This is a genomic window from Nocardia sp. XZ_19_369 (genome assembly GCF_015355715.1).
Lineage (GTDB): Bacteria > Actinomycetota > Actinomycetes > Mycobacteriales > Mycobacteriaceae > Nocardia.
Genome location: NZ_JACVED010000012.1, coordinates 148,313 through 174,572, shown reverse-complemented (window position 1 = coordinate 174,572; position 26,260 = coordinate 148,313). Strand labels below are relative to the sequence as shown.

Annotated in this window: 17 protein-coding genes; 6 read left to right on the top strand and 11 right to left on the bottom strand. The window is 68.8% G+C overall.

Going from position 1 to position 26,260, the window contains the following annotated elements:
* Positions 1-51 precede the first annotated feature (51 nt).
* The 10 genes from IBX18_RS36990 to metH form a co-directional block, all read right to left on the bottom strand.
* Positions 52-1,254 carry a YeiH family protein gene (locus IBX18_RS36990; RefSeq protein ID WP_194838082.1) on the bottom strand — a complete coding sequence of 401 codons (1,203 nt, stop codon included), beginning with the start codon at positions 1,252-1,254 and terminating at the stop codon, positions 52-54.
* Positions 1,254-1,388 (bottom strand): hypothetical protein, encoded by a 135-nt coding sequence (locus tag IBX18_RS42905; RefSeq protein ID WP_255528265.1) that lies wholly within the window; start codon positions 1,386-1,388, stop codon positions 1,254-1,256. The genes IBX18_RS36990 and IBX18_RS42905 overlap by 1 nt, the downstream gene beginning before the upstream one ends.
* A gap of 126 nt (positions 1,389-1,514) precedes the next feature.
* Positions 1,515-2,366: an ATP phosphoribosyltransferase gene (gene hisG / locus IBX18_RS36985; protein WP_107657718.1), complete on the bottom strand. Its 852-nt coding sequence runs from the start codon at positions 2,364-2,366 to the stop codon at positions 1,515-1,517.
* A gap of 48 nt (positions 2,367-2,414) precedes the next feature.
* A complete protein-coding gene (locus IBX18_RS36980; RefSeq protein ID WP_174412539.1) occupies positions 2,415-2,696 on the bottom strand; it encodes a phosphoribosyl-ATP diphosphatase in 282 nt (93 codons plus the stop codon).
* A 169-nt stretch (positions 2,697-2,865) separates the two neighbouring features.
* Positions 2,866-4,680 carry a choline/carnitine O-acyltransferase gene (locus tag IBX18_RS36975; protein ID WP_194838081.1) on the bottom strand — a complete coding sequence of 605 codons (1,815 nt, stop codon included), beginning with the start codon at positions 4,678-4,680 and terminating at the stop codon, positions 2,866-2,868.
* The gene (locus IBX18_RS36970) at positions 4,677-5,513 is read right to left on the bottom strand and encodes a class I SAM-dependent methyltransferase (protein WP_306796571.1); all 837 of its coding nucleotides are present in this window, start codon (positions 5,511-5,513) and stop codon (positions 4,677-4,679) included. Before IBX18_RS36970 ends, IBX18_RS36975 begins: the two co-directional genes overlap by 4 nt.
* Before the next feature lie 62 nt (positions 5,514-5,575).
* Positions 5,576-6,439: an arpA protein gene (locus IBX18_RS36965; protein WP_194838080.1), complete on the bottom strand. Its 864-nt coding sequence runs from the start codon at positions 6,437-6,439 to the stop codon at positions 5,576-5,578.
* Positions 6,440-6,589: 150 nt separating this feature from the next.
* Positions 6,590-7,261 (bottom strand): HAD family phosphatase, encoded by a 672-nt coding sequence (locus IBX18_RS36960; RefSeq protein ID WP_306796570.1) that lies wholly within the window; start codon positions 7,259-7,261, stop codon positions 6,590-6,592.
* Positions 7,258-8,958, bottom strand: a complete 1,701-nt coding sequence (locus tag IBX18_RS42900; protein WP_194838079.1) for a serine/threonine-protein kinase — start codon at positions 8,956-8,958, stop codon at positions 7,258-7,260. Before IBX18_RS42900 ends, IBX18_RS36960 begins: the two co-directional genes overlap by 4 nt.
* A 507-nt stretch (positions 8,959-9,465) precedes the next feature.
* The gene (metH, locus tag IBX18_RS36950) at positions 9,466-13,062 is read right to left on the bottom strand and encodes a methionine synthase (RefSeq protein WP_194838078.1); all 3,597 of its coding nucleotides are present in this window, start codon (positions 13,060-13,062) and stop codon (positions 9,466-9,468) included.
* A gap of 147 nt (positions 13,063-13,209) precedes the next feature.
* Between metH and IBX18_RS36945 the strand changes: the two genes are divergently transcribed.
* Together IBX18_RS36945 and IBX18_RS36940 are read left to right on the top strand one after the other, a co-directional pair.
* On the top strand, positions 13,210-14,094 hold the full coding sequence (locus IBX18_RS36945; RefSeq protein WP_107657725.1) for a PAC2 family protein: 885 nt from the start codon (positions 13,210-13,212) through the stop codon (positions 14,092-14,094).
* A 93-nt stretch (positions 14,095-14,187) separates the two neighbouring features.
* On the top strand, positions 14,188-16,800 hold the full coding sequence (locus IBX18_RS36940; protein WP_306796569.1) for an AMP-binding protein: 2,613 nt from the start codon (positions 14,188-14,190) through the stop codon (positions 16,798-16,800).
* Here the strand turns inward: IBX18_RS36940 and IBX18_RS36935 are convergent.
* Positions 16,747-17,052 carry a hypothetical protein gene (locus IBX18_RS36935; RefSeq protein WP_107657727.1) on the bottom strand — a complete coding sequence of 102 codons (306 nt, stop codon included), beginning with the start codon at positions 17,050-17,052 and terminating at the stop codon, positions 16,747-16,749. The genes IBX18_RS36940 and IBX18_RS36935 overlap by 54 nt on opposite strands.
* A 331-nt stretch (positions 17,053-17,383) precedes the next feature.
* Here IBX18_RS36935 and IBX18_RS36930 point away from each other — a divergent pair, with 331 nt between their 5' ends.
* From IBX18_RS36930 to IBX18_RS36910, 4 genes are all read left to right on the top strand, one after another.
* Positions 17,384-18,523, top strand: a complete 1,140-nt coding sequence (locus IBX18_RS36930; RefSeq protein ID WP_147143428.1) for an XRE family transcriptional regulator — start codon at positions 17,384-17,386, stop codon at positions 18,521-18,523.
* A gap of 138 nt (positions 18,524-18,661) precedes the next feature.
* A complete protein-coding gene (locus tag IBX18_RS36920) occupies positions 18,662-20,557 on the top strand; it encodes a TIGR02677 family protein (protein ID WP_306796568.1) in 1,896 nt (631 codons plus the stop codon).
* 37 nt (positions 20,558-20,594) lie between these two features.
* Positions 20,595-22,019: a TIGR02678 family protein gene (locus IBX18_RS36915; protein ID WP_194838176.1), complete on the top strand. Its 1,425-nt coding sequence runs from the start codon at positions 20,595-20,597 to the stop codon at positions 22,017-22,019.
* A 4-nt stretch (positions 22,020-22,023) separates the two neighbouring features.
* Positions 22,024-26,208, top strand: coding sequence for a TIGR02680 family protein (locus IBX18_RS36910; RefSeq protein WP_194838076.1), 4,185 nt, complete (start codon positions 22,024-22,026; stop codon positions 26,206-26,208).
* Positions 26,209-26,260: the final 52 nt, after the last annotated feature.

Sequence of the window (26,260 nt, the reverse complement as noted above, 5' to 3'; positions counted from 1 at the left end):
AGACTGTCCGCAATCTCGTGCGCGGCGGGCGATTTCGTGCGCCGCTGCGGGTCAGAGAGTGAAGTTGCGGAACAGCAGCACCGAAAGCCCCAGGCCGACAGCAAGGTTCACCACGACGGCCGAGCCGAAGACGACGATCGGCCGCCAGCCCGCCTCACGCAGCCCGCGCAGCGAGAACTCCAGCCCGATCGAGACGAAGGCGAGGATCAGGAACCAGGTGCGCAGATCGTTGATGACGGCGATGTGCGCGGCACCGACCTTCTTGTCGACGGACTGCAGATACAGCGTGCCGATCACCGAGGCGGCGATGAAACCGAGCACGAACTTCGGGAACCGCTCCCAGAACTGCCGCGCCGAGGGCCGCACCGCACCGGCCGTGCGTTCCACCTTCAGGGTGAAGTACGCGGTCAACGCGATCGCGACGATCCCGATCAGCGCGTTCTGCGTGGTCTTCACGATGGTGGCGATCTGCAGCGCCTTCTCCCCCGCGATGGCACCGGAGGCCGCGACCGCCGCCGTGGTGTCGATATTGCCGCCGATCCAGGCCCCCGCGACCGCGTCGGACAGCCCGAGAGCTTCGGCGAGCCACGGCAATACGAAGATCGACGGCAGCGCGAAAATGATCACCAGCGACGCCGCGTAGGCGATCTGCTCCCGCTTGGCCTGCACCGCACCGGCCGCCGCGATGGCCGCGCTGACACCGCAGATGGACACGGCCGAGGCCAGCAGCGCCCGCAGCTTGTCGTCGAGCCCGAGCCGCCCGCCCAGCCACCAGGTGAACCCGAACACCGCCGTGATCAACAGCAGCGCCTGCAGGATCGACGGGCCCGCCGCGGTCACCAGGATCTTCAGGTTGATCGAGGCGCCGAGCAGCACCACGCCGGTCTTGATGAAGAACTCGGTCCGGAAACCGGCCGAAAGCCGGTCGCGCAGCGCCAGTTTGGTGAGGATGACATTGCCGAGCAGGCCGATCGCGATGGCGTACACCGGGAACTCGACCGACTTGGCCACCCGCTTGAACGGAGTGTCGGCCGTCCACCGCGGCACGTGCGTGTCGAAGTAGCGGGTCAGCGCGCCGAGCATGACGACGACCGCGATGCCCGCCACGATAGCGCCGACTGTCGGCCGCGAAACTGCCTGCAACGCTGCAGTTTCGGACTTCACCGGTCCGGAAGCATCAGCGTTTTCGGCGACCGACTCGGTCGCGACACCGCCTTCGGCCGGATTGCCTTCGCGCGCTTCAGGACCCGGCATCACGGCACCAGCCAATCCGGAATAGCGCCCACCAGAACCAACGCGATCAGCGTCAGCCCGACGATCGCCGCCAGCCAGTCCTCGTTCCAGGCGAATGTGCTTCCCGAACGTTGCTCGGGCGATCTCTGTGACACGGGTGTGCTCCTTGCGTTCCTCATCGAGAGGCCGCACGGTAGCAACACCCGGTCACCAGGCGCACCGGTTGCGTTCAGCGTGAATTATTCACGCATACCAGACAAAGCAGACGGCGATAATCCGGTTCAGAAGGCGCGGCAGGAGCGAATGTCGAAGGCCAGGATGGCTTTTGCGCCGAGTTCGGCGAGCTGGTCCATCACCTCGTTGCCCTGCTTGCGCGGCACCATGGCCCGGATCGCAACCCAGCCCTCGTCCGCGAGCGGGGAAACTGTCGGCGACTCGAGCCCCGGCGTGATCTTGACCGCCTGCTCGAGCAGCTCCTTCGGGCAGTCGTAGTCCAGCATGATGTACTGCTGGCCGAACACGACGCCCTGGATGCGCGCGATGAGCTGGTTGCGGGCCCGTTCCTGCTGGTCGGAGCCGCTGCGCTCGATCAGCACGCCCTCCGAGTCGCACAGCGACTCACCGAAGGCGACCAGGTTGTGCTGGCGCAGGGTGCGCCCCGAGCCGACCACATCGGCGATGGCGTCGGCGACGCCGAGCTGGATGGAGATCTCCACCGCGCCGTCCAGGCGGATCACCTCGGCCTCGATGCCGCGCCGCTGCAGATCGGCGAGCACCAGGTTCGGGTAGGAGGTGGCGATGCGCTTGTCGTAGAGGTCCTCGACCTGCCACGCCTTCCCGGCCGGTGCGGCGTAGCGGAAGCTGGAGCGGCCGAAGCCGAGGCCGATCCGTTCACTGACCGGCGCGCCGGAATCGAGAGCGAGGTCGCGACCGGTGATGCCGAGGTCGAGTTCACCGGACCCGACGTAGATGGCGATGTCCTTGGGCCGCAGGAAGAAGAATTCCACCTGGTTGGCCGGGTCGAGCACGGTCAGATCGCGCGGATCGGTGCGCCTGCGGTAGCCGGCCTCGACCAGGATGGCGGTGGCGGCTTCGGACAGGGCGCCTTTATTGGGGACTGCGACGCGCAGCATGGCAGGAAGTCCTTTCGGAGGGAGAAACTACGGAGTAAGACGCACCCGTCACAGATGTCGGTACACGTCTTCGAGCTTCAATCCACGACCCACCATCAGCACCTGAACCCAGTACAGCAGCTGCGAGATCTCCTCGGCGAGCGACTCGTCGCTCTCGTGCTCGGCGGCCAGCCACACCTCGCCGGCCTCCTCGAGCACCTTCTTACCCTGGCTATGCACGCCGGCGTCCAGCGCGGCCACGGTTCCGGACCCCTCGGGGCGGGTAACCGCACGATCCTGCAGCTCGGCGAACAGGGTTTCGAAGTTCTTCACGATGAGCCATTGTTTCAGACCGGTGTGCGGGACCGTTGCTCCGGCCCATCCCAGCTTTCGGCGTGCCTCGACGCGGCGACCTGGACCGCCGATCTCGAGCAGTCGACGCCGGTGCTCGCGGCCGCGTGAACACGGACGGCCGCGAGCCCGCATCCGGTCGGGTGACCGGATGCGGATCTCCGTCGGATCAGCTCGCCGCGAGCAGGGCCTCCAGGTCGGCGACCGCGGTGCGGAGGTGGTCGGCGAAGGCGTGCATCTCATCGGCGACCGTGGTCGGGGTGGCCAGGTAGAGATTCCAGCGGTCCGGCAGCAGGACGTAGGCGACGCCGATGCAGCGCGGGCTGGTCGAGCCGAAACCGAAGTAGCGGATATTGACCGACGGCGCCGAGCTGGTGCTCAGGTAGTCGTCGCGCATGACCAGCCAGCCGGGGCTGTCGTAGAGCGGAATCGGCTCGGTGACGCCGAGCTCGGCGCCGCGGCGGCGCTGGATCCACTGCAGTTCCCACAGATGCTGTTCGGGCGCGGCGCCCGCCTGACACTCCTTGGCGCGGCCGACGTGCGCGGCGGCCGCGGTGCGCGCGGCGGCGAGCCGGGCCGCATGGTCGACCGCGGGGTCCTGCATGGCATCCACGAACGCCACCATCTCCGGGGTGATCACCCGCATGGCCTCGGTGCGGCCGTTGCGGTACTGCCGGGTCGCGATGGATTCGTAAGTGGCGCCGGTGATTCCCTTGCTGCGCCGATGCGCCAGCTGATAACTCAACTGCGCGAAGGCATCCGGCGAGATGCCGAGTTGCTTGGCCCGCGCGGTGCCGAAGTCCTCGAAAGAGACCGTCTGCGTGGCGTTTTCGGCCGCATACCGGGCGAAATCAACGCCGGCGGCGATGATGTCGTTGCGCTGCGCGGCGTCCAGCACGAAATCGATCGGCTCGACCGCGGGCAACCCCTGAGCCTGTGCCCCGGATCGGGCGGCGTGCTCCGGCGCGGGCACCTCCAGCATGGCGTCCACGAAGGACAGGATGGTGGTGCCGTCCAGCCCGCAATGCTCGACATTGATGCCCGCCTGGCCGTCCTCGAAGACGATGAACGACACCGCCTTGTCGAACCAGCGGTTGGCACTGTCGCCGTGCAGCAACTGATCACAGGCGTGCAGCTCGTCGCGCGGCGCGAAGTCCTCCAGGCAGACACAGAACAGCGCGGTCTCGATGGTGTCCAGCGCCGCTGCGTTGGCCGGTTCGGCGAGCAACGCCTGCCTGCTCGCCGCCCATTCGGCGCGCGCCTTGGTGGTGAGATGTCCCACGGCGGAGTCGGTTCGGGTCGAACGCGCACCGGCCTTCAGCACCTCGCGCAGCCCGCAGGCCAGATCTTCCAGCGAGTGCGGCGCACCGTCCGGGCCGAGCACATCCATCCGGAAGATGCTGCCGCGGAAGAAGACCACCACATGCTTGGCATCGGACGGGCCCGGCCACTCCTCGCTGTAGGGCACCCGGACGCTGTCCTGGGTTTCGCCGGGGATGCGGGTCTCGGAGAACAGATACTTGTTCTGCCACATCGACAGGGCCTGCCCGCGCTGCAACACCGGCGGGATCGCCTCGGCGTCCAGGGAGAGCTTGTAATCGACTGCGGCGGAGATGATTCCGGCCGCCCGATCCACCTGGGTGGCGGCCGTGGAGGTGGCCAGCGTGGTGTCGTCGCGGAAGAGGAAGAAGAAGTTGGCGTTCAGGGCGATGCGGTCGCGCCTGCCCAGGTATCGCGACGGCCAGAACAGATCCAGCCAGCTGCCCACCCCAGGGGTGGCGTCGTATTCCGCGAGGGCCGCGTGCAGCGTGTGGCCGGGTCCGTCCGGGCGCAGCAGGTCGGCGACGGCGGCCTCGGTGGTCGCGAGTTCGTCCGCGGTCAACAGCGGCGCGCACCACTGCAGGAATCGGCCGCAGCTGTCCTCCAGCGTGGGCAGGGGCACCCGGGGCAGGCTGTCGTCGGCGGCGAAGGTGCGTTCGGTCAATGCTGGTCCTCGGTGTCGGCGTGGTGCTTGGGCAACGGTCGCGATAGGTAGAGCCCGGCGTAGAGCCAACCGTCGGTTTCCCGGTCGGTGGTGTCGATTCCCTTGGCGGACAAGGTGTTCAGCACCTGGGTCTGCTCGGTCGCGGAGGCGAACCTACGCTGCTGGAACAGACCGGGCGCCTGCTCGGTCCGGTAGCCGAGCGCGGCGAGTTCCGCGGCGATCGGGGCGAAGTCGAACATGCGCAGCACGAAGTGTGCCATCCATGGTCGCCGACGCGGATGCGCGGTGGCGACTCGGGACAGAGTTTTCTCGGTGACGTAGCCGATACAGCCGGTGGAGATGATCAGGTGGGCGGTGGCGAGTACCTCGCGCTGCTCGTCGGTCGGCTCGCCCGACTCGAGATCGGCATGCACGGTGTCGTGCAGCAGGCCGCTCTCCTTGGCGTAGGCGAGCGCGGGCGCGGAGGCATCCATGCCGAGGAAGCGGACATCGGTGAGACCGGTCCTGGCACCGAGTGTCGCGTGGTCGCGGGCGATGAGGGTGGCGCGATCGCCTGCCGCGGTGCGGTAGTGCTCGGCGAGCTCGCGCATGGTGGTGTCGAAACGCAGCAGTGCCGCGTTGACACCGTAGGAGCAGCCGAGGTCGAGCACGGTGGGCGTGGCGACCCGGGCGGAGGCGCGGAGCTCCCGGATCTGCTGCTGGAAAACAGGTTTCGCCAGTTCTGGAATGCGATAGTCGAGATCGGACATGCGGGCGTAGTAGTCGCGTGGATCGGGCCGGTCGTAGATATCGTCGAAGGAGGCTTTCCCGGTCGTGTGTAACGGCACTGCCACAGTCGTTCCTCTCGGGGTCGAGCGGTGTGTCCCGATCCCTGGGATGGATCGGGCCGTTCGGCTCAGTCGAGCAAGCGGTCACCGCGGACGACGTCGGCCGCGGCGGCCAGATGGTCGGGTAGCACCCGGCCGAAGAGTTGCCGGGTGCGCTCCACCGTGCCGATCACGCCGGGGCGGTCGGTGTAGGCGAAGATCGCCGAATGCCGTTGCGCGGCACCGGCGACCGGCGACACGCGGTGCAGCGAGAAGCGTCCCTGGAACAGCTGCAAGTCGCCGGGGCGCAGGTCGAGCCGCTGGATGAGGCGCTCGCCGGTGCCGTCGAGCACGGCGCGCACGTCATCGAGGTGCTCGGCCGTGGGCGTGCGAATGTTGGGGCAGTACTCGAAGATTCCGCCGGACTCGGCGGGCTGGGTCAGCATGCTGACGGTGAATTCGTTGGTGTCGAAGTGCCACGGATGCGACATGCCGGGGGCGACGACGTTCAGGCACAGCCCGGCCAGCGGGTCGGCGAATTCGTGCAGTTCGGCCAGGCCGAAGCAGTCCGCGACGAAACGCTGGAAGCGCGTGTCGATGTACAGCTGGTGGATCAGCGCGTCGCCGGGGATGCGGTCGCGCGGCACGAACGCGTTGCCGCGCTCGAGCACGATCCGCCCCGGATGATCTTCCGGCAGTTCGGTATCCAGCGGGATGTTGTAGGCGTTCACCCGCTCGACCTCGTAGTACGCGTGCGGGGCCATCGCCTCGCCTTGGGCCCGCAGCGTCTCGGTCAATTCCGGCCGGATGAAGCCGCGCAACACGGTGCAGCCGATCGCGGCCAGGTCGGCTCTGGCTCGCTGCACCGCGGCCTGCCGCTCGGCATCCGTCGGATTCGCGAGGGGATACCGTGCGGTATCAACGATCTCGTCGAGGACGCCCAACGCTGCCATGGCGACATTCTGGTAGAGCAGACCGCCGACACGCCCGAGATTCGGCGAGATTGCCGGTGATGGCAGTCACACCTATCTATCTGCGCGCACTCCCATTGCGGCACAGTAACTCTCGGTGAAGCGCGGTCGGGAGTGTCGAGCTCGGCCAGCTCAACCGCGCAGCTTCAGCGCCTGCTCGAGGTCATCGATCGTCAGCCCGACCAGGGTGTCGCGGAAGCTTCGCCCCGGTCCGTCGGGCACCGGAATCTCACAGGGGATAACGATCACCGCGCAGCCCGCCGCCTGTGCCGCGCGCGTGCCGGTCGGCGAATCCTCCACCGCGACACAGTCCTTCGGATCCACGCCGAGCAGCTCCGCGGCCCGCAGGTAGACGTCCGGCTCCGGCTTACCGAGGGCTACCTCGTCACCGCAGACCGACACGTCGAAGAAGTCGCGCCCCAGCGTGTTCAACCCGAACTCGGTGAGCGACCGCTTGGTATTGGTCACCAGCGCCGAGGCCAGCCCCGCCTCCCGCACCATCGCCAGCGCGTCTTCAGCACCCGGCCGCCACGGAATCGGACCGGTCATCAACTCGGTCACCCGCCACTCCAGGAACTCCCCCGCCGCCTGCAACGCCTCCACAGTCGGCGGCACCCCCAGCCCCTCGAAGATCATCCGCAACGCATCCACCCCCGACGCCCCGATCAGCGCATGCCGCAACTCATCGGTCATCTCATGCCCGTGCTCACGAGCCAACTCCCGAACCGCCACGTCCCAGAGCTTCTCCGAATCCAGCAGCGTGCCGTCCATGTCCCACAGGACGGCGGCTAGTCGGGGCGTCACGCGCCGGAACCGGAGATCAACATCCGTCCATTGTCCGATACCACCTGGATCCACCGGCTCTCGGATCTGGTCTCGCCGTTCTTCATGCGGTAGGTCAGCGAGACGACCGCGCGATTGTCGCCGCTCTGGGTGACCTTGCCGGCGCTGACCGAGCTGACCGTGCCCCACCAGCGGGAGTACTCGGTGTAGCCGCCGGTCTGGGCCTGATAAGAGGGTGTCAGCTGTGCCCAAGCTCCGGAGGTATTGCCCGGCAGCATGCTGTAGTAGCCCTGCACGAACTGGACGACATTGGCGGACTGGGGCGCGCCGAATGGCGTCGCCGTGACGGTCGGCGGCGGCACCGTCGTGGGAGCCGGGGTCGGGGTGGGCGACGGTGGGGCCGAGGACGGGGTGGGCGACGGGCTCGGCTGGGGGGTCGGGGCCGGCGGGGATTCCTGGGTCGTCGGTTCCTGTGGTCCGGGGGCCGCCGCGTTGGAGGGTGGTGCGGGGCTTTCGATGGACGAGGAGGGGGCTGCGGTCGCGGGTGGGGCGGCGGTGTCACCGCCCTTGCGGTCGTTGGTGAGCACGGCGATGAGGCCGATCACGGCGAGCACCACGACGAACGCGGTCGCGGCCAGGACGAGGGAGCGGTTGCGGGAGGGTCCGTTGTTCGTGCCGCCGGGCAGGGTGGCGGGGCCGGGGCGCGGCGGGATCGGGGGTTGGGCGGAAACGGATTCGGCGGCAGCGGAATTCGCCAGCGCGGCGGTCGCCACGATGGAGGTGGCGTCGTTGGCGTTCGAGGTGCTGCCGTCGGTGCCCGGGTGCGGGATGACGGTCGTCGCGTCGGCGCCCGGCGCGGGCAGGGCCTTGGTGAGCGAGGGGGTGCCGAGCTTCGGATCACGGCCTTCCGCAACGGCTTCGAGGGCTTGCTGCGCCTCCCGCATGGTCGGGCGCGCGTCGATCGTCGGGGCGAGCAGCCGCATCAGCACCGTGCCGAGCGCACCGGCGTGCTCGGGGTGCGGCACCTGGCCGCGCGCGACGGCATGCAGGACGGCGAGGGGGTTGTCGCTCTCGCCGAACGGCGGCTGACCTTCGACGGCGGCGTAAAGCGTTGAGCCGAGGGCGAATACGTCGGAGGCGGGTTCCGGGTTCTCGCCGCGTGCCACCTCGGGGGCCAAGTAGGCGGGGGTGCCCGCGAGGAAGCCGGTGGCGGTGACGGTGACGTCGCCGACCGCGCGGGAGATGCCGAAGTCGGTGAGTTTCACGGTGCCGTCGTCGCCGACGAGCAGGTTCGCCGGTTTCACATCGCGGTGCATGATGCCCGCATCGTGGGCGGCGGCCAGGGCGGCCGCGGCTTGCGCGCCGATGCGCGCGACCTCCACCGGCGGCAGGGTCCGTTTGCCGGAGAGTTTGGCCGCCAGGCTGGGTGCGTTCATGTATTCCATGACCAGCCAGGGCTGGCCGTCTTCCTCGGCGACGTCGAAGACGGTGATGGCGTGCGGATGGTGCAGCCGGGCCGCGATCCGGCCCTCGCGCATGGCGCGCAGCTTCGCCTCCAGCGCCGCGGTCCGGGACAGTCCGGGCGCGAGGATCAACTGCTTCACCGCGACCGTGCGCCGCAGGCGGACATCGGTCCCCCGCCACACAACGCCCATGGCACCTGTGCCGATCGGATCCGTGAGTCGATACCGTCCCGCGATCAATCGGTCCGCCGTCATGCTGTTGTGCCTTCCTGCTTACGCGCCGAGCTGGTCCTGCACTGGCGCGTACCGCCGGGAAAATCCCGAAAATGCCACGCGCCGAAGTCCTTTGCACCCGTATGCAGCGATGGCGACGCACCCGCCGACTGCCCCGGATGCAGTTGCAACGCCTCCGACAATGGCATACCCACCCGACACACATCCACCTCACCGAAACTCCCTGAGCAATCCCCCAGGTCAGCGCCGCGCCACGCCGAGACACGAAATACCCTCGGCGCGTCGGGATTTGCCCGAATCACGACATACGAGCAGGTAGCCAAGGCCCTCGCCGGACGCGAACAGTGTTCCGCGACACCGTGACCACCATCACTATTCGATCACGACAGTTATAACCGATTTCGCTGCACAACGGCCGTCCGCGGTGCCCGAAATTCGGGTTCACCAAGACCGCACACCCATTACATAAGCCGCACACCCGCTGTAGACGGTGTGCGGCTTACGTAAAAGGTGTGCGCCGGGTGAAAGTCAGGCGTTGAAGTACTTCGCCTCGGGGTGCAGGAGGACGAACGCGTCGGTGGACTGCTCCGGATGCAGCTGCAATTCCTCGGAGAGGACGACGCCGATGCGGTCGGCTTCCAGGAGGTCGACCAGTTTGGCACGGTCGTCCAGGTCGGGGCAGGCGCCGTAACCGAACGAGTAGCGGGCACCGCGGTAGCCGAGCTTGAAGTACTCCAGGACGTCGGCGGGGTCGGAGTCGGCGACCGCGTGACCGTCCAGGGTCAGTTCCTCGCGGATTCGGCGGTGCCAGTACTCGGCCAGCGCCTCGGTGAGCTGCACGCCGATGCCGTGCACCTCGAGATAGTCGCGATAGTTGTCGGCCGCGAAGAGTTCGTTGGCGAAGTCGGCGATCGGCTGACCCATGGTGACCAACTGGAACGGCAGCACGTCGACCTGGCCGGTCTCCTCGGCCCGCTCGCGCGAGCGGATGAAGTCGGCGATGCACAGGAAGCGATCCCGCTGCTGACGCGGGAAGGTGAACCGATACCGTTCCGGCGCACCGGGATTCGGCTCGGTGAGCACGATCACGTCGTCGCCCTCGGACACCGCGGGGAAGTATCCGTACACCACGGCGGCATGCTGGAGCACGTTCTCGGTGCTCAGCCGGTCCAGCCAGGCGCGGAAGCGCGGCTTGCCCTCGGTCTCCACCAATTCCTCGTAGCTGGGCCCGTCGCCGCCGCGCTGGCCGCGCAGACCCCACTGGCCCAGGAACAGCGCCCGCTCGTCGAGCAGCCCCGAATACTCGTGCAGCGCCAGGCCTTTCACCACGCGGGTGCCCCAGAACGGCGGGGTCGGCACCGGCACATCCGCGGCCACGTCGGAGCGCGCGGGCACCTCGATCGGCACCTCGACCAACTTGCGCTCCTCGGCGATGCGCTTGGACCGCTCGTGGCGCGCCTTGCGCTCGGCCGCCTTCTCCCGCTCCGCGATCGCCTCGGGGCTGTCGGGGTCGAGGCCGCCGCCACGCTTGCGGGTCATGATGTCGTCCATCAACCGCAGGCCCTCGAAGGCGTCGCGGGCGTAATGCACGTCGCCCTCGTACACCTCGGTCAGGTCGTTCTCGACGTAACCGCGGGTGAGCGCCGCGCCACCGAGCAGCACCGGAAACTGTTCGGCCACGCCCTTGGTGTTGAGCTCCTGCAGGTTCTCCTTCATCACCACGGTCGACTTGACCAGCAGCCCGGACATGCCGATGACGTCGGCCTTCTTATCTACCGCGGCATCGAGAATGGTCGCGATCGGCTGCTTGATGCCGAGGTTCACCACCTCGTAGCCGTTGTTGGACAGGATGATGTCGACCAGGTTCTTGCCGATGTCGTGCACGTCGCCCTTGACGGTGGCCAGCACGATGCGGCCCTTGCCGCTGTCGTCGGTGGCCTCCATGTGCGGCTCCAGGTAGGCGACCGCGGACTTCATCACCTCGGCCGACTGCAACACGAACGGCAGCTGCATCTGACCGGAGCCGAACAGCTCACCGACGGTCTTCATGCCGGAGAGCAGCGTCTCGTTGATGATCTGTAGCGGCGGCACTTCCTGCATCGCCTCGTCGAGGTCGGCCTCCATGCCGTTGCGTTCACCGTCCACGATCCGCCGCGCCAACCGCTCGAACAGCGGCAGCTGCGCCAACTCCTCGGCGCGCGAGGCCCGCGACGACGAGGTCGACACACCCTCGAACAGCCCCATCAGCTTCTGCAGCGGGTCGTAGTCCTCGCCGCGGCGGTCGTACACCAGATCCAGCGCGGTCTCGCGCTGCTCGTCCGGAATCCGCGCCATCGGCAGGATCTTCGACGCGTGCACGATCGCGGAATCCAGTCCGGCCTGCACGCATTCGTGCATGAACACCGAGTTCAGCACCTGACGGGCCGCGGGATTCAGGCCGAACGAGATGTTCGACAGGCCCAGGGTGGTCTGCACCGCGGGGTGCTTCTCCTTGAGCAGCCGGATGGCCTCGATGGTCTCGATGCCGTCCTTGCGCGACTCCTCCTGGCCGGTGCCCAGGGTGAAGGTGAGGGTGTCGATGATGATGTCGCTCTCCCGCACCCCCCAGTTGCCGGTGATGTCGGCGATCAGCCGCTCGGCGATCTCCACCTTCTTCGCGGCGGTGCGGGCCTGGCCCTCCTCGTCGATGGTCAGCGCGACCACCGCGGCGCCGTGTTCGGCGACCAGCTGCATGGTCTGGTGGAAACGGGATTCCGGCCCGTCGCCGTCCTCGTAGTTCACCGAGTTCACCGCGCAGCGCCCGCCGAGGTGCTCCAAACCCGCCCTCAGCACCGGGGTTTCGGTGGAGTCGAGCATGATCGGCAGCGTCGACGAGGTGGCCAGCCTGCTCGCGAGGGCGACCATGTCCTTGGCGCCGTCGCGGCCGACGTAGTCCACACACAGATCCAGCATGTGCGCGCCGTCGCGGGTCTGATCCTTGGCGATATCCAGGCACTTCTGCCAGTCCTCGGCCAGCATCGCCTCGCGGAAGGCCTTGGAGCCGTTGGCGTTCGTGCGCTCACCGATCATCATGATCGAGGCGTCCTGCTGGAACGGCACCGCCGTGTACATGCTGGACACGGCGGGCTCGTGCGCCGGGGCGCGGCGCGCGTCGATCGGCGGCAGCTTCGGCTCGATCTCGCGGACCGCCTCGGTCACCTGCCGGATGTGCTCGGGCGTGGTGCCGCAGCAGCCGCCGACCAGCGCGAGCCCGAACTCGGAGACGAAGCCGCTCAGCGCGACCGCCAGCTCCTCGGGGGTCAGTGGGTATTCGGCACCGTTCGCGCCGAGCACCGGCAGGCCGGCGTTCGGCATCACCGACACCGGAATCTGGGCGTGCCGGGACAGATGCCGCAGATGCTCGCTCATCTCGGCCGGACCGGTCGCGCAGTTGAGGCCGATCATGTCGATGCCGAGCGGCTCCAGCGCGGTGAGTGCCGCGCCGATCTCACTGCCGACCAGCATGGTGCCGGTGGTCTCCACGGTGACGTGGGTGATGATCGGAATGCGCCTGCCGAGCTGCCGCATGGCCTCGCGGCTGCCGGTGACCGCCGCCTTGACCTGCAGCAGGTCCTGGCAAGTCTCGATGAGAATGGCGTCGGCGCCGCCCTCGAGCATGCCGAGCGCGGATTCGGTGTACGCGTCACGCAGCGCGGTATAAGGAGCATGGCCGAGGGTGGGCAGCTTCGTGCCCGGCCCCATCGAGCCGAGCACATAGCGCGGCGTCCCGTCGGCGGACGGCCCCATCTCGTCGGCGACCTCGCGGGCCAGCCGGGTGCCGCGCTCGGACAGATCCCGGATGCGGTCCGCGATGTCGTAGTCGGCCAGGTTCGGCAGGTTGCAGCCGAAGGTATTGGTCTCGACGGCGTCGGCGCCCGCCTCGAAGTACGCGCGGTGGATGCTGCGCAGCACGTCGGGGCGGGTGTCGTTGAGGATTTCGTTGCAACCTTCCAAACCGAGGAAGTCGTCCAACGTGAGGTCGGCCGCTTGCAACATCGTGCCCATCGCACCGTCCCCGATCACGACGCGGCGGCGCAACGTGTCGAGTAGCGTGGTGTCGAACTCGGCGGGCAGTGACGCAGACATGAGGACCAGCGTAATGGTCCGGTCGGACAGACCGACCCCCCGAGCCGGGTGGACACGGACACACCTGCGCCGCCGACGCCGTCGAACACGCCGGGCCCGGCCACGGCATACGACACGCCAGTTCGCCGCACACATTAGGCTGACCGAGTGAACCCCAGTGAAACTCCCGATCCGGAACTGCCGACGTTGCGGGAACCGGTGCTGGTCGCGGCCTTCGAAGGCTGGAACGACGCGGGCGACGCCGCAAGCGGCGCCGTAGAGCATCTGGAATTGATCTGGGACGCGGAGCCGCTAGCCGAACTCGACTCCGAGGACTACTACGACTACCAGGTCAACCGGCCGACGGTCCGGCAGGTGGACGGCGTGACCAGGGAAATCCAGTGGCCCTCCACCATGCTCTCGGTCTGTTCGCCGCCCGGCAGCGACCGCGACATCGTGCTGCTGCGCGGCATCGAACCCAATATGCGCTGGCGCAGCTTCTGCGAGGACCTGCTGGAGTTCATCGAACAACTCGGCGTGCAAACCGTCGTCATCCTCGGCGCGCTGCTGGCCGACACTCCGCACACCCGCCCGGTCCCGGTCACCGGGTCCGCCTACAGCAAAGAAGCAGCGGAGCGTTTCAACCTGGAGCAGACCAGGTACGAGGGGCCGACCGGCATCACCGGCGTGCTGCAGGATCAGTGCGTGAAGGCGGGCGTGCCCGCGGTGTCGTTCTGGGCCGCCGTGCCGCACTATGTTTCGCAGCCGCCGAACCCGAAGGCCACCATCGCGCTGCTGCACCGGGTCGAGGACGTGCTCGATATCGAGGTGCCGCTCGGCGAATTGCCCACGCAGGCTGAGGAATGGGAGACCGCGGTCAACGAGATGACCGCAGGCGACGACGAGGTCAGCGAGTACGTGCGCTCCCTGGAGGAACGCGGCGACGCGGCGGTCGACGTGAACGAGGCGATGGCCAAGATCGACGGCGACGCCATCGCGGCCGAGTTCGAGAAGTACCTGCGCAGGCGCGGCCCAGGCAGCTTCGGACTCTGAACACGCCCGAGCGCCAGCGATTTCGGGTTTGCTCGGCGTTCACCAGGGGGCCGCTTGTTGGCCGGAATGCCGCTGCCCCCTATTCTTTTTAGGGTGACCTTTCCCTCGCTCGTCGCGCACCTGCGTAGTTTCGACGAGCGGGTCGCCGTCCTCTGCCCTGGCTCGCCCGGGGCGGATGGCGCGGCGCCGGAAACGGCGGCCGACGAGGCGCGGCGGGTCACCTACGCCCAGCTGGCGACGCTCGTCGAGGATTTCGCGGCCGAGCTCGGAACGAACCGGCGGCTCGTCGCGCTCGCGGCCCGCAACGATCTGCGTTCGCTCGTCGGGTATCTCGGCGCGCTCAGCGCAGGCTGCGTCGTGCTGCTCACCGCGGAAGTCACCGACGAGTTGCTGAGCGCCTACGATCCCGACGTGGTCATCGAGGACGGCCGGCCACACATCCGGCGCGCGACCTCCGCGCACACCTTGCATCCGGATCTCGCGCTGCTGCTCAGCACCTCGGGCTCCACCGGCTCACCGAAACTGGTCCGGCTCTCCTCGGCGAACCTGTTGGCCAATGCGGCCGCCATCGCCGAATACCTGGCCATCGGCCCGGACGACCGGGCGGCGACCACCCTGCCGATGTTCTACTGCTACGGGCTTTCGGTGGTGCACAGCTACCTGCTGCGCGGCGCGAGCCTGCTGCTCACCGAACGGTCGGTACTGGACGACGTGTTCTGGGACGAGTTCCGCGCCTGTCGCGCAACGTCTTTCGCGGCCGTCCCTTACACCATCGATCTGCTGGACCGAATCGGCTTCGCCCACATGGCATTGCCCGATCTGCGGTATGTCACGCAGGCGGGCGGCAGGCTCGCCCCCGACCGGGTCCGCGACTACGCCCGGCTCGGCGCACAGGCGGGCTGGGACTTCTTCGTGATGTACGGCCAGACCGAGGCGACCGCCCGAATGGCCTATCTGCCACCGGATTTGGCGGCCGAGCGACCGGACTGCATCGGGGTGCCCATCCCCGGTGGCGAATTCAGTCTGGAACCGATCGAGGAGACCGGCGGGCACCAGCCCGGGGTCGACCTCGGTGGGCACGCGACCGACACCGTGCCGCACGAACTGGTGTATCACGGACCCAACGTTATGCTGGGTTACGCCGAGTCGCCCGCCGATCTCGCGCTCGGGCGCACCGTAACCGCTTTGCGCACCGGCGATCTCGCCCGCCGCACCCCCGAAGGTCTGTACCAGGTGATCGGCCGCCGCAGCCGGTTCGCGAAGATCTTCGGCCTGCGCATCGATCTCCAGCGCCTCGAATCCGGGCTGGCGGCCGCGGGTTTCACCGTCTGCTGCACCGACGACGACGAACTGCTCGTCGTCGCCGTGGAGAGCCCCGCCAGCGATCCGACGGAGACCGCGGCGCAGCTGGCCGGGCTGCCCGCCGCGTCCGTACGAGTATGTGCCGTCGAGGAATTGCCGCGACTGGCCAATGGCAAGCCGGACTATCCGGCCGTTCGCACGTTGTCGGCACCCCCGCCGGAGAGCCGGGGCATCCGCGCGCTCTACGCGACCTCGCTCGGCCTCGACCCGGCGCTCATCCACCCGGACAGCACCTTCGTCGACCTCGGCGGCAATTCGCTGACCTACGTCACGACCGCGGCCAGGGTGGAACGCGCGCTCGGCAGGCTGCCCGCCGACTGGCCGACCATGACCGTCGCCGAGCTGGACCGGATCCCACACGGCGGCAGGCGGTTCGGCCGGACCGTCGACACCAGCACGCTGCTGCGCGCCGCCGCCATCGTGCTGATCGCAGGCACGCACATCGGCCTGTTCGTGTGGTGGGGCGCCGCGCACGTGCTGCTCGGCGTGGCCGGATTCAACTTCGCCCGCTTCGCGGTGACCGCCTCGCCGCGTGCCGAACGGTTGCGGCACGTGCTGCGCACGGTCGCGCTGATCGCCGTGCCGACCGCCGCATGGGTAGCCGTCACTTTGCTGTTCACCGACTACTACGGCTGGCAGAACGTGCTGCTGCTCAACAAGATTCTGGGCCCGCACGACAGCGACACCGCGGGGCATCTGTGGTTCATCGAGGTACTGGTCTACTTCATGGTGGCTGCCGCGCTGCTGCTGCGGGTACCCCTGGTGGACGCGCTGGAACGGCGCGCACCGTTCTGGTTCGCCATCGGCCTGCTCGCGCTCACCTTGGTGCTGCGCTATCAGCCGTTCGGTCTCTATCCGGCAAAGGATGTGCCGTTCTCACCGCTGGCCGTGTGGTTCGTCGCCATGGGCTGGGCGGCCGCGAAGGCGACGACGGCGTGGCAGCGACTCGTGGTCAGTGCCGTCCTGTTGGCCTGCGTGCCCGGCTATTTCGGCGTGCCGGATCGCGAGCGATTGGTGATGGCCGGGCTGCTCTTGCTCATCTGGCTGCCCGCGATCCGGGTGCCCGCCCTGCTCGCAGTCGTCGCGGCGGTGCTCGCCGACAGCTCGCTGTTCGTGTATCTGCTGCATTGGCAGGTGTATCCGCTGTTCGGGCAACACCATGTTGCGGCGTTGCTCGCCTCGCTGCTGGCCGGTGTGGCCGCGACGAGAGTGCTCGCGGAAGTGCGACGGCGATCGGGACGGACCACTCGCTGGGCGATACCCCACTGGTCCGGCGTGCCGTCGTGGCTGTCAGGTCTCGATGGTCCAGACCTGCGCCGCCGCCTCGCGCGCCAGCTTCGCTAGCAGAATATCCCGTGGGATCGTCTGGCCGGCAAGGTGATCGAGCGACGGAACCACTACGTGGTGCGCGTCCGCCCGCTTGAGCTCCTGGGTCAGCTCGACAAATGCCGTGCCGTCACCGGAAGTCGATTCATGGAACGTTGCGGCGAAGCAGAGCCCTTCCTCACGGGCGAGGCTGCTCATCGCATCCTCGAGCTCTGCACTGTGGCCATCGGCCAAATCGTCACGCAAGTATCCATAGATCAACGCTTCCACCCGAACCTCCGTTGGATTGGGTACCGCTGTTCTCATGTGGATCTCCCCCATTGTGGGGCACTGCGCCTTGCAAGAACAGATGCAATTGCATCTGGCTGTAACAAGAAGGGTCCGGCAAACTTTCCGCTCCCATGGGTCCAGCATGCACAACGCCAAACTGCGAATGCAGATGTCAACCCACTGACACCTATATGCCCTATCTCGGCCACCGGGCGTTAACTGGTGCGATACTACTGACGTGGCCGCTGGAGACGATCGACCCGTCTGGGCTGTCCGGATGCGTTCTGAACGCGATGCGCGGGGGTGGTCACAAGCAGATGCCGTCCGCGTGATGCGCGCCAAGTCATCCCACAACCTGCCGACAGACAGTACACTGCTGCGTAACTGGCGCCGTTGGGAATCGGGCGAGTCGCGGCCGGATGATTTCTATGCCCCTATCATCGCCGCCGCTTTCGACACCGTCACGGCGGCGTTCTTCCCCAAGGCCCGGCCGAACCGGGACGACGAGGTGCTCTCGGCAACGGGCATGGACACGCTGGAATTCATCGGCCGCCTGCGCATGTCGGACGTCTCGCCCGCCACCCTCGATGCCATCCGCATCACCGCGGAACGCCTCTGCTGCGAGTACTCCTATGCCGATCCGCACGAGCTGCACGCCGAGGGCACCGGATGGTTGCGGAGAATTACCTCACTGCTGGACGGCCGACTGACTTTGGCGCAGCACCGCGACATCCTGGTGCTCGCGGGATGGGTTGCGTTGCTGGTGGGTTGCGTGGACTACGACCTCGGCCGGCGCACCGCCGCCGAGGCGACCCGACGCGCGGCGTACTCGCTCGGCCAGGAGGCCGAGAATGCCGAGATCACCGGGTGGAGCGCGGAAATGGCGGCCTGGTTCGCGCTGACCCAGGGCAACTACCGGGGTGCGATCGACGCGGTCGACCAGGCCCTCGAGGCCAGCCGAAACCTGGGCGTCGGTGTGCAACTCGCGGCGCAGCGGGCCAAGGCGTGGGCGCGACTCGGCGACCGGCACGAGGTCGAAACGGCCCTCGATGAGGGCCGAGCAATTTTGGAGCGACTCGACCATCCGATCAACCTGGACAACCATTTCGTGGTCGACCCACAGAAGTTCGACTTCTACGCGATGGACTGCTGCCGCGTCGCGGGCGAGGATCGGCGCGCCGAGAGTTACGCCAACGAGGTCATCCGCAACTCGACCAGAGCCGACGGCACCGTTCGCAATCCGATGCGGGTGTCCGAGGCGCATCTCACCCTCGCGGTGGTCGCCGTGCGCAACCGCGATCTGGAACTCGCCGTCGATGAGGGACTGCGCGCGTTCGCGGGTAAACGCCGTTCACTGCCCTCGCTCATGTGGATCGCGGGCGAGGCCGCGCGGGAAATCATCGCCCGATACCCCGGGGATCCGCGCACCCGCGTGTATTTCGACCAGCTGCGCGCCCTCTCTACCGAGTGACCGGTACCGACTCCAGCGGCTGCCATCCCCTGTGACACACCCCGATTCCACGGCGAACATCCGGCAAACAGGACACGGCCACGCCGAACTGGGTACGTTCGCGTTGTCGGCGACCGGCCCGCTACTACCCTGTTCCCGGTGACCGACTCCGTCGACGGCTCAGCCATCGCCTCCGTCCTGTGGGACGACCGGCTGCGGCTGTTCTCCTTCGCCACCGCCGAGCGCCGCGCCGACTATCTGTGGGTGCTGCGCGCTTTCGACAGCGCCCGCGCCGCCTACGTAGTGCTGCTGCACGCCGACGATGTGGCGGAGTGGATCGAACGCAACGGACACAACCTGCGCACACCTGACCTGCTCGAATCGGAATCCGCGTCTGACGTCGAGAGCCAGCAACATATAGAGGACAAGTCGGCCGGTCGGTCCGGCGGCACCGCGCCGTCCGATGACACAGCGCAGGTCGGCGGCGCAGCACAGTCCGACAGTCCAGCGCAGTCCGGTAACCCAACGCAGTCCGACAACTCAGCGCAGTCCGATAGCGCAGCGCAGTCCGATAGCGCAGCGCAGTCCGATAACCAGGCGCAGTCCGGCGACACATCGCAGTCGGACAGCCCAGCTCACGCCGACGATGGTCCCGCGAGCGCCGCCGTCTGGTCCACCGAGCGCGGCGCCCGCCCGAACGCACCTCGCCTCACCGCCGCCGAAATCGGCCCGCTGCTCGATCAACTCCATCAGTGGGGAGTGCTGGAGCGCAGTTACGACGGCACCCGCGCCGCCACCCTGGCCGAATATCGGAACCGGCACTTCGTCTACCAGTTCTCCCAGGCCGGGTTCCAGGCTTACCGCGCGGTCGCGGGCGTACTGAACGCCCGGCTCGATGAAGCGTCGCTGTCCCGGCTGGTGCTGCCGGAGTTGCTCGCCGACCTGCACACCCTCGCCGCGGCCAATCGCGAGGGCGACGCCGAGCGGGTCTACCGCACGCTGCGCCGTCTCGACGCCGCGTTGACCGATATGGCAGCCCGCGCCGCACACTTCTATCTCTCCCTCGGCGATCTCGTGCGGACCACCGAGATCACCCCGGAATCCTTTCTGGCGCACAAGGACGCGCTGCTCGCGCACATGCGCGAATTCAGCCTGGACCTGGCCCGATTCACGCCACGGCTGGCGGGCGCGATCGCCGAGATCGAGGAGACCGGTGTCGAGGAGTTGATCGAGCGCGCCGCAGGCTGCGACGAACGGGTGCTGCTGAGTTTCGCGGAGCGGCAGGCCGATTGGCACGCACGCTGGGACGGGCTGCGGACCTGGTTCGTCGCGTCCGGCTCCGGCGAGCACGCGGGCACCACCGAGGCGGAACGGTTGCGCGAGGCGACCATGAGCGCTATCGCGGCCGTGCTCTCGCTGCTGCGCCGGGTCACCGAGACGCGGCGCGGCGGAGTGAGCCGGGAGTCGGCGCTGCGGCATCTGGCGGGCTGGTTCACCGCCGCGCCGAGCGCGGACAGCGCGCACGCTCTCTTCGACGCGGTGTTCGGCCTGGGCAGGCCGCGCCACCTGGCCATGGAGCATCCGGACGCGGACCTCATCCCCCCGCAGCGGTCCTGGTGGGAGGCGCCGCCTTTGGAGATCTCCCGCACCCTGGCCGAGACGGGCCGGCCGCCGTCGGCCGGCGCGCCCGCGCGAATCCATCGCAACGACGCCGGTATTCGACGGTTGCGTGAGGCGCAGCTGGACGCGCAACGGGCGCGGGCCGACGCGGCCAAATCGCTGGCCGCCGCCGACGTGCACGAGCGGGTGCTCGACGAACGCGAGACCGAGGTGCTGTTGCGGCTGCTCGACGCGGCGTCCACCGCGTGGGTGCCGGTGAGCGGCCGGGTCGCCGGGACCACCGGATCCGACAGCGGGGTCACGCTGACGGTGTCCGAGCACGACGGTTCTACCGTGGTGCAGACCGCACACGGGTTGCTGCATCTGAACAATCGCAGGCTCGAGGTGCGCCAGACCACCAAGACCCGGCCGCGCGGCGCCAAGGAGGCTCGATGAGACAGGCCCTGACGCCCGGCCCCGGGTGGCGCGGATGATGCACGGACGCAAGATCGATTCCCTTGCGCTGGACAACTATCAGCGCGCGGCCAGGGTGATCCTCGCCAATCATCTGGTGACCAGGACCTATCCGGATCGGATCGCGCTGCCGCTGATCCGCCGGTGGGCCACCGAACTGCGCGAGGACCTGGCCGAGCTGTTCGGCTACCGGTTGGAGGTCACCGAGACCACCGCCCGGGTGTTCCCCATCATCGACAGGCTGGACGCGGGCAAGCCTGCGCGCACGCCCGCCGACCGACTGTTCGATCGACGCCGCTACGCCTACCTCGCGCTCTCCATCGCCGCGCTCGGCCGGGCCGGCGACCAGACCACGTTGTCGGAGTTGGCCGATCAGGTCGCCGCGTACGCCGGCCGGGTGGAGGGACTGGAGCTGTCCACCGATCGCGCGGCCGACCGCGACGCCTTCGTGGACGCGATCGGCTGGCTGACCCATCGCGGCGCGCTCACCCTGGCCGACGGTGACGCGGGTGGCTGGGCCAGCGATCCGGAGGCGGGCGAAGCGCTCTACGACATCGACCGCCCGGTGGTGTTCGCGCTGTTCCGGCCGCCGCGCGCGCTGCAGCATCTGCACAGCGTGCGCGGGTTGCTCACCGAAGAAGCCGCGGGCGCAAGCGGTCCCGCGCACGCGCCGACCGCCGCCGACCTGGCGCGACGGGTGCGCCGGGCGCTGGTCGAGCGGCCGGTGGTGTACCTCGACGACCTCGAGCCCGCGGAACGGCCGGTGCTGGGGCAGGATCGGATCGTCGCCGACGTCGAGCTGTTCACCGGGCTGCGAGCCGAACGCCGGGCGGAGGGGGTCGCGCTGATCGACATCTCCGGGCGGCTCTCGGATATCCGATTCCCGAGCACCGGAACGTTGGCGCAGGTGGGGCTGCTGCTGGCCGGTGAGATCGCCGACCGGGTGCTCGACCTCGACAGCCCGCTCGAACAGCGCCCCGCCGCACCGGATCCGGGCGAGGCGCTCGCGGCGCAGCTGGACGGCGCGATCCCGGAATCGACGGTCTTCGCCCCGCTCGCCGAGTTGCGGGCGCTGGATGACTTTTCGGCACAGTCGGATTCGGCGTTCGATGCCGACGAGGACACCGAAGATCCGGTCGAGACAACGTATCCGGTGATCGATGCGGCGTGGGTGCGCGAGACCGTGCAGGCGCTCGCCGATCGGTACGGCGCCACCTTCGCCGCGCAGTGGCAGGCCGATGTGCCCGGCCTGACCACCGAGGTGGTGGCGCTGCTCGAACGGCTGCGCCTGGTACAGACGGTCGAGGACGGGCTGCTGGTGCTGCCCGCCCTGGCGCGCTATCGCGGCGCCGTCGTCACCGTGCGCGCCAAGCGCACCGAGGAACTGTTCGTCACCGCGGCCGACACCTATGGGTCCGACAGCATTGGCACGGAAGGGAACTGAGGCGATGTCGCTCATTCACGGCGGAGTGCGGTTCATCCCGACCCGCGCCGGAATCGTCAACCTGTGGGACTACCGCGACCAGGAATTCTGCTTCGCCGACGGCAGATTGGTGCTGCGCGGACCGAACGGGTCCGGCAAGACCAAGGCACTCGAGGTGCTGTTCCCGTTCGTGCTGGACGGGCGGATCGAGCCACGCAGGCTCAACCCGTTCGCCGGCGAAGAGCGCACGATGAAGTCGAACCTGTTGTACCGCAAGCAGGAATCGGCCTACTCGTATGTGTGGATGGAGTTCGCGCGCGGCGACTGGGACGACCCGGAGGCGGTGACCGTCGGCATCGGCATGCGGGCCACCCGCTCCTCGGACAAGGTGACCCGCTGGTACTTCGTGGCCGACGGCCGGGTCGGCGTGGACTTCTCGCTGATCGGACCCGACGACCGGCCGTTCACCCGCAAGCAGCTGGCCGAGCAGATCGGCACCGATGCCATCGTCGATCGCCCCGTCGAGTACCGCAACGCCATCGACGCCAGGATGTTCGGGCTCGGCACGCAGCGCTACGACCAGCTGATCAACCTCATCCTCACGCTGCGCCGCCCGCAGCTGGCGAAAAACCTGGACCCGCGCGGACTTTCGCAGGCGCTCACCGACGGCCTGCGCCCGCTCGACGAGCAGCTGATCCTGGACGCGGCCCGCTCGTTCAGCGACATGGAGGAGGTCGGCCGCACCCTGGAGGGGCTGGTGCACGCCGACAGCGCCACCCGCGCCTTCGTCGATGTCTACCGCAAATACCTTGCGGTGCAGGCCAAGACGGACGTCGACCAGTTACGCACCCGGCTCGACGCGGTCACCCACGCGAGCACCGCGCTGTTCGCCGCGACCGCGCTGCGCGAGCGGCGCGAGGCCGAACGCGCCACCGCCGAGACCCGCGCCGAGGACGCCGACCGCGCCTACGAGCAGGCGCTCGGCGACCGGGAGAACCTGCAGCGCTCCAGCGCGTACGAGGGCAAGCAGCAGCTCGACGATCTCGCCGACGCGGTCCGCCGGCTGGAGACCTCGGCCAGCGTGCACGGGGACAAGGCGCTCAAGGCGCGCCAGACCCTCGACCAGCGGGCACAGGAGGCCGAGCGGGCCCGCACCGCCGTGCGCACCGCCGCCGCGGCGCTGGCCCGTGGCGAGGACGAATTGCGTTCCGCCGCCGAGGAAGCCGGCATCAACTGGACGGCCCTGTCGGAGACGGCGCGGGCCGAGCAGCTCACCGCGACGGTCCGTGGCCACGCCGAGGAGCGCGATGCCGATGTGCGCGCGGTCCGGCAGGCCCTCGGGGTCATGGAGACCGCGGCCGCCGAACGCACCAGGGCCGAGCGGCTCGCCGAACGGGCACGCGAGTTGAGCGAGGCGGCCGCCGCCGAGGTCGCGCACGCCGAGGCGGCGGTGGTGCTGGCCCGCACCGAAGCCGCCGCGGCACTGCGCAAGTGGTGGGATGAGCACCGCGAGGTGTACGCCCCGCTCGGCAACGGACTGTTCGAGGCGTTGGATACCGCGCTGGCGCAGGCGGGTTCGGAGGAGGCGACGGTCGCGGAGGTGCTCGCCGAACGCACCGAGTCGCTGATCGACGAGATCCGCAACGAGCGCCAAGAAGCGCGCGGGCGCGCGGGGATCGCGCGCGAGCAGATCGCCGAGTTGACCGCTGAGCGGGACCGGGTCGCCGCGCAAAGCGATGACGCGCCACCGGCTTTCGCCGCGCGGGCCAGGAACACCGACGATCGGCCCGGCGCTCCGCTGTGGCGGCTGGTTCGCTTCGCCGATGACGTCGCACCGCAAGCCGCCGCGGGCATCGAGGCCGCCCTGCACGCCGCCGATCTACTCGACGGCTGGATCTGCGCCGAGCCGCCCGCGAAGTACGACTCGGACCAGTTCCTTGTCCCGCTGCCCGCCAAGGAACGGCCGAAGGGTCGCACGCTCGCCGATGTCCTTGTCGTGGAAGAGGATTCGAGTGAGCCGACGGTGCCCAGGCAGGCCGTCGCCGACGTGCTCGCCTCGATTGCCCTGCACGAGGGCAAGGGTGATCCGACCGCCGGTATCTCGGTGAGCACGGCAGGAGCCTTCCGGCAGGGCGTCCAGGTGGGCAGGCATCACAAGGCCGACGCCGAGTTCATCGGCGCCACCGCCCGGGCCCGCCGCCGCGAACTGCGGCTGACCGAGCTCGCCGCGGCGCTCGAGGCGGCCGATGAAGCCCTGCGGGCCGCCCAGGATCAGGAGGCCGACGCCAACGCCGAACTCGCGCGAATCTCGGCCGCCGCCAAGGCGTTGCCGCGGGCCACGGCGGTCGCCACCGCGTTGCGCGCGGTCTCCGAGACGGCGGGCATGATGCGCTCCCGCTCCGAGGCGGCCACCCAGGCCGAGCGCGACCTCGATCAGGCCGTCGCCGAGGCGACCGCGGTCGAGAAGAAGCTGCGCGCGGCCGCGACGAAACACCGGACGCCGCGCGATCCGCGCGAACTCGACGCCTTGGCCGCCGCCATCCGGCATTTCGAGAACACCGGCACCGGGCTGCTGCGGCTGCGCACCGAACACGAGCGGGAACGCGAGCGCGAGCGCGAGGGCAGCGATCGCCACGACGAGGCCAAGGATCTGGCCGAGGCGTTCGCCGAGGAGGCCGAGGCCGCCAAGTCGGGCTACCAGGAGCAGCTGCGCAAACTCGAAACCCTGCGCGAGGCCCTCGGTGCGGGCGCCGCCGACATCGATCAGGAACTCGAGCGGGCGCGCGCGAAGATCGAGGCGACCAAGGCCGAGCAGAAGGCGGCGCGCAAGGCCGCCAACGAGGCGATCGAGGCGATCGGCGACGCGGAGGCCGCCTATCGGACCGCGCACGAAGCACTGGGCACCGCGCTCAACGAGGTGCTCGCCGACGTGAAAGCCCTTGCCCCGTACGCCCGCCCGGACCTGCTCCGGCTGCTCGGCGCTACGTCCGAGGGCCGTTGGCCGAGCAGCGAGGCCGCCTGGTCCACGCCGGAACAGTTGCTGTATCGGATTTCCCAGGCGGGGCCGGAGGCCGAACCGCAGGTGCTGCCGGACGAGGTCGCCGAACTCTTCGAAAGTCTCACCACCGCAACCGCTTCGGTGCGGGCCAGCGAGGCGACGCGTAAGTCCACCCGCAGCGCGGTGACGGCGGCGCTACAGGAATTCGATGCCGCCCTCGCCGGATCCGGGCGCGACTACCGGCTCCAGTGGGACGCCGCGGACGGGCTCACCGTGGTGCAGGTGCAGGACGACGACGGCATGTCGGCGCTCGCCGATTTCGCCGCCCGCATCGACAGTGCGCGCAAAGACCAGGAGCTGCTGCTCACCGACGCCGAACGCCGCATCCTGGAGGACGCGCTGCTGACCGGGCTGGCCCAGCAGATCTACGAACGCACCAGCGACGCCCGCGATCTCATCGCCAGGATGGGCGCGGAGATGAAGCAGCGGCGGATGTCCTCCGGCAACACCATCGGCGTGCACTGGGTGCTCGCCGACACGCTCTCCGACCCGGCCCGGGCCATGTGCAAGCTGCTCGACCGTGACGCGTCGGCCCTCGGCGCGGACGAACTCGCCACCATCCGTGCGCATTTCGCCTCCGAGATCCGGACGGCGCGGGCCGCGCACCCCGAGCGCTCCTACCCCGAAATCCTGGCCGCGACCCTGGATTACCGCACCTGGCGGGTGTTCTCGTTCACCCTCATCTCCGCCGACGGCAGCGAGGACAAGCTCACCGTGGCCAGGCACAGCGCGCTCTCCGGTGGCGAGCAGTCCGTCTCGCTGCACCTGCCGCTGTTCGCCGCCGCCCACGTCATGCTCGACTCGGCCGACCCGCAGGCCCCGCGCCTGCTCGCGCTGGACGAGGCGTTCGCCGGTGTCGACGACAACGGCCGCAGCGAATTGCTCGGGCTCAGCGTGCAATTCGACCTCGACCTGTTCATGACCGGCTACGACCTGTGGATCACCTACCCGCACGTCCCCGGCTGCGCCCACTACGACCTCGCGCACGCCGCCGCCGAGAACACCGTCAGCGCAACCCTGCTCGTGTGGGACAGCGGCGACCTGCTCGCCGAACACGACGGCACCGACCTCACCGCCGCCCTCGGCTCTCCCAACCGGCGCCGCGTGCACTCCACGATCGAAGGTGGGATCGAACTGACAACGGTCGGCTAGGGCCTCTGTCGAAGTCCGGATCGGACTTCGACACAAAGCCTAGGCCTGCCGC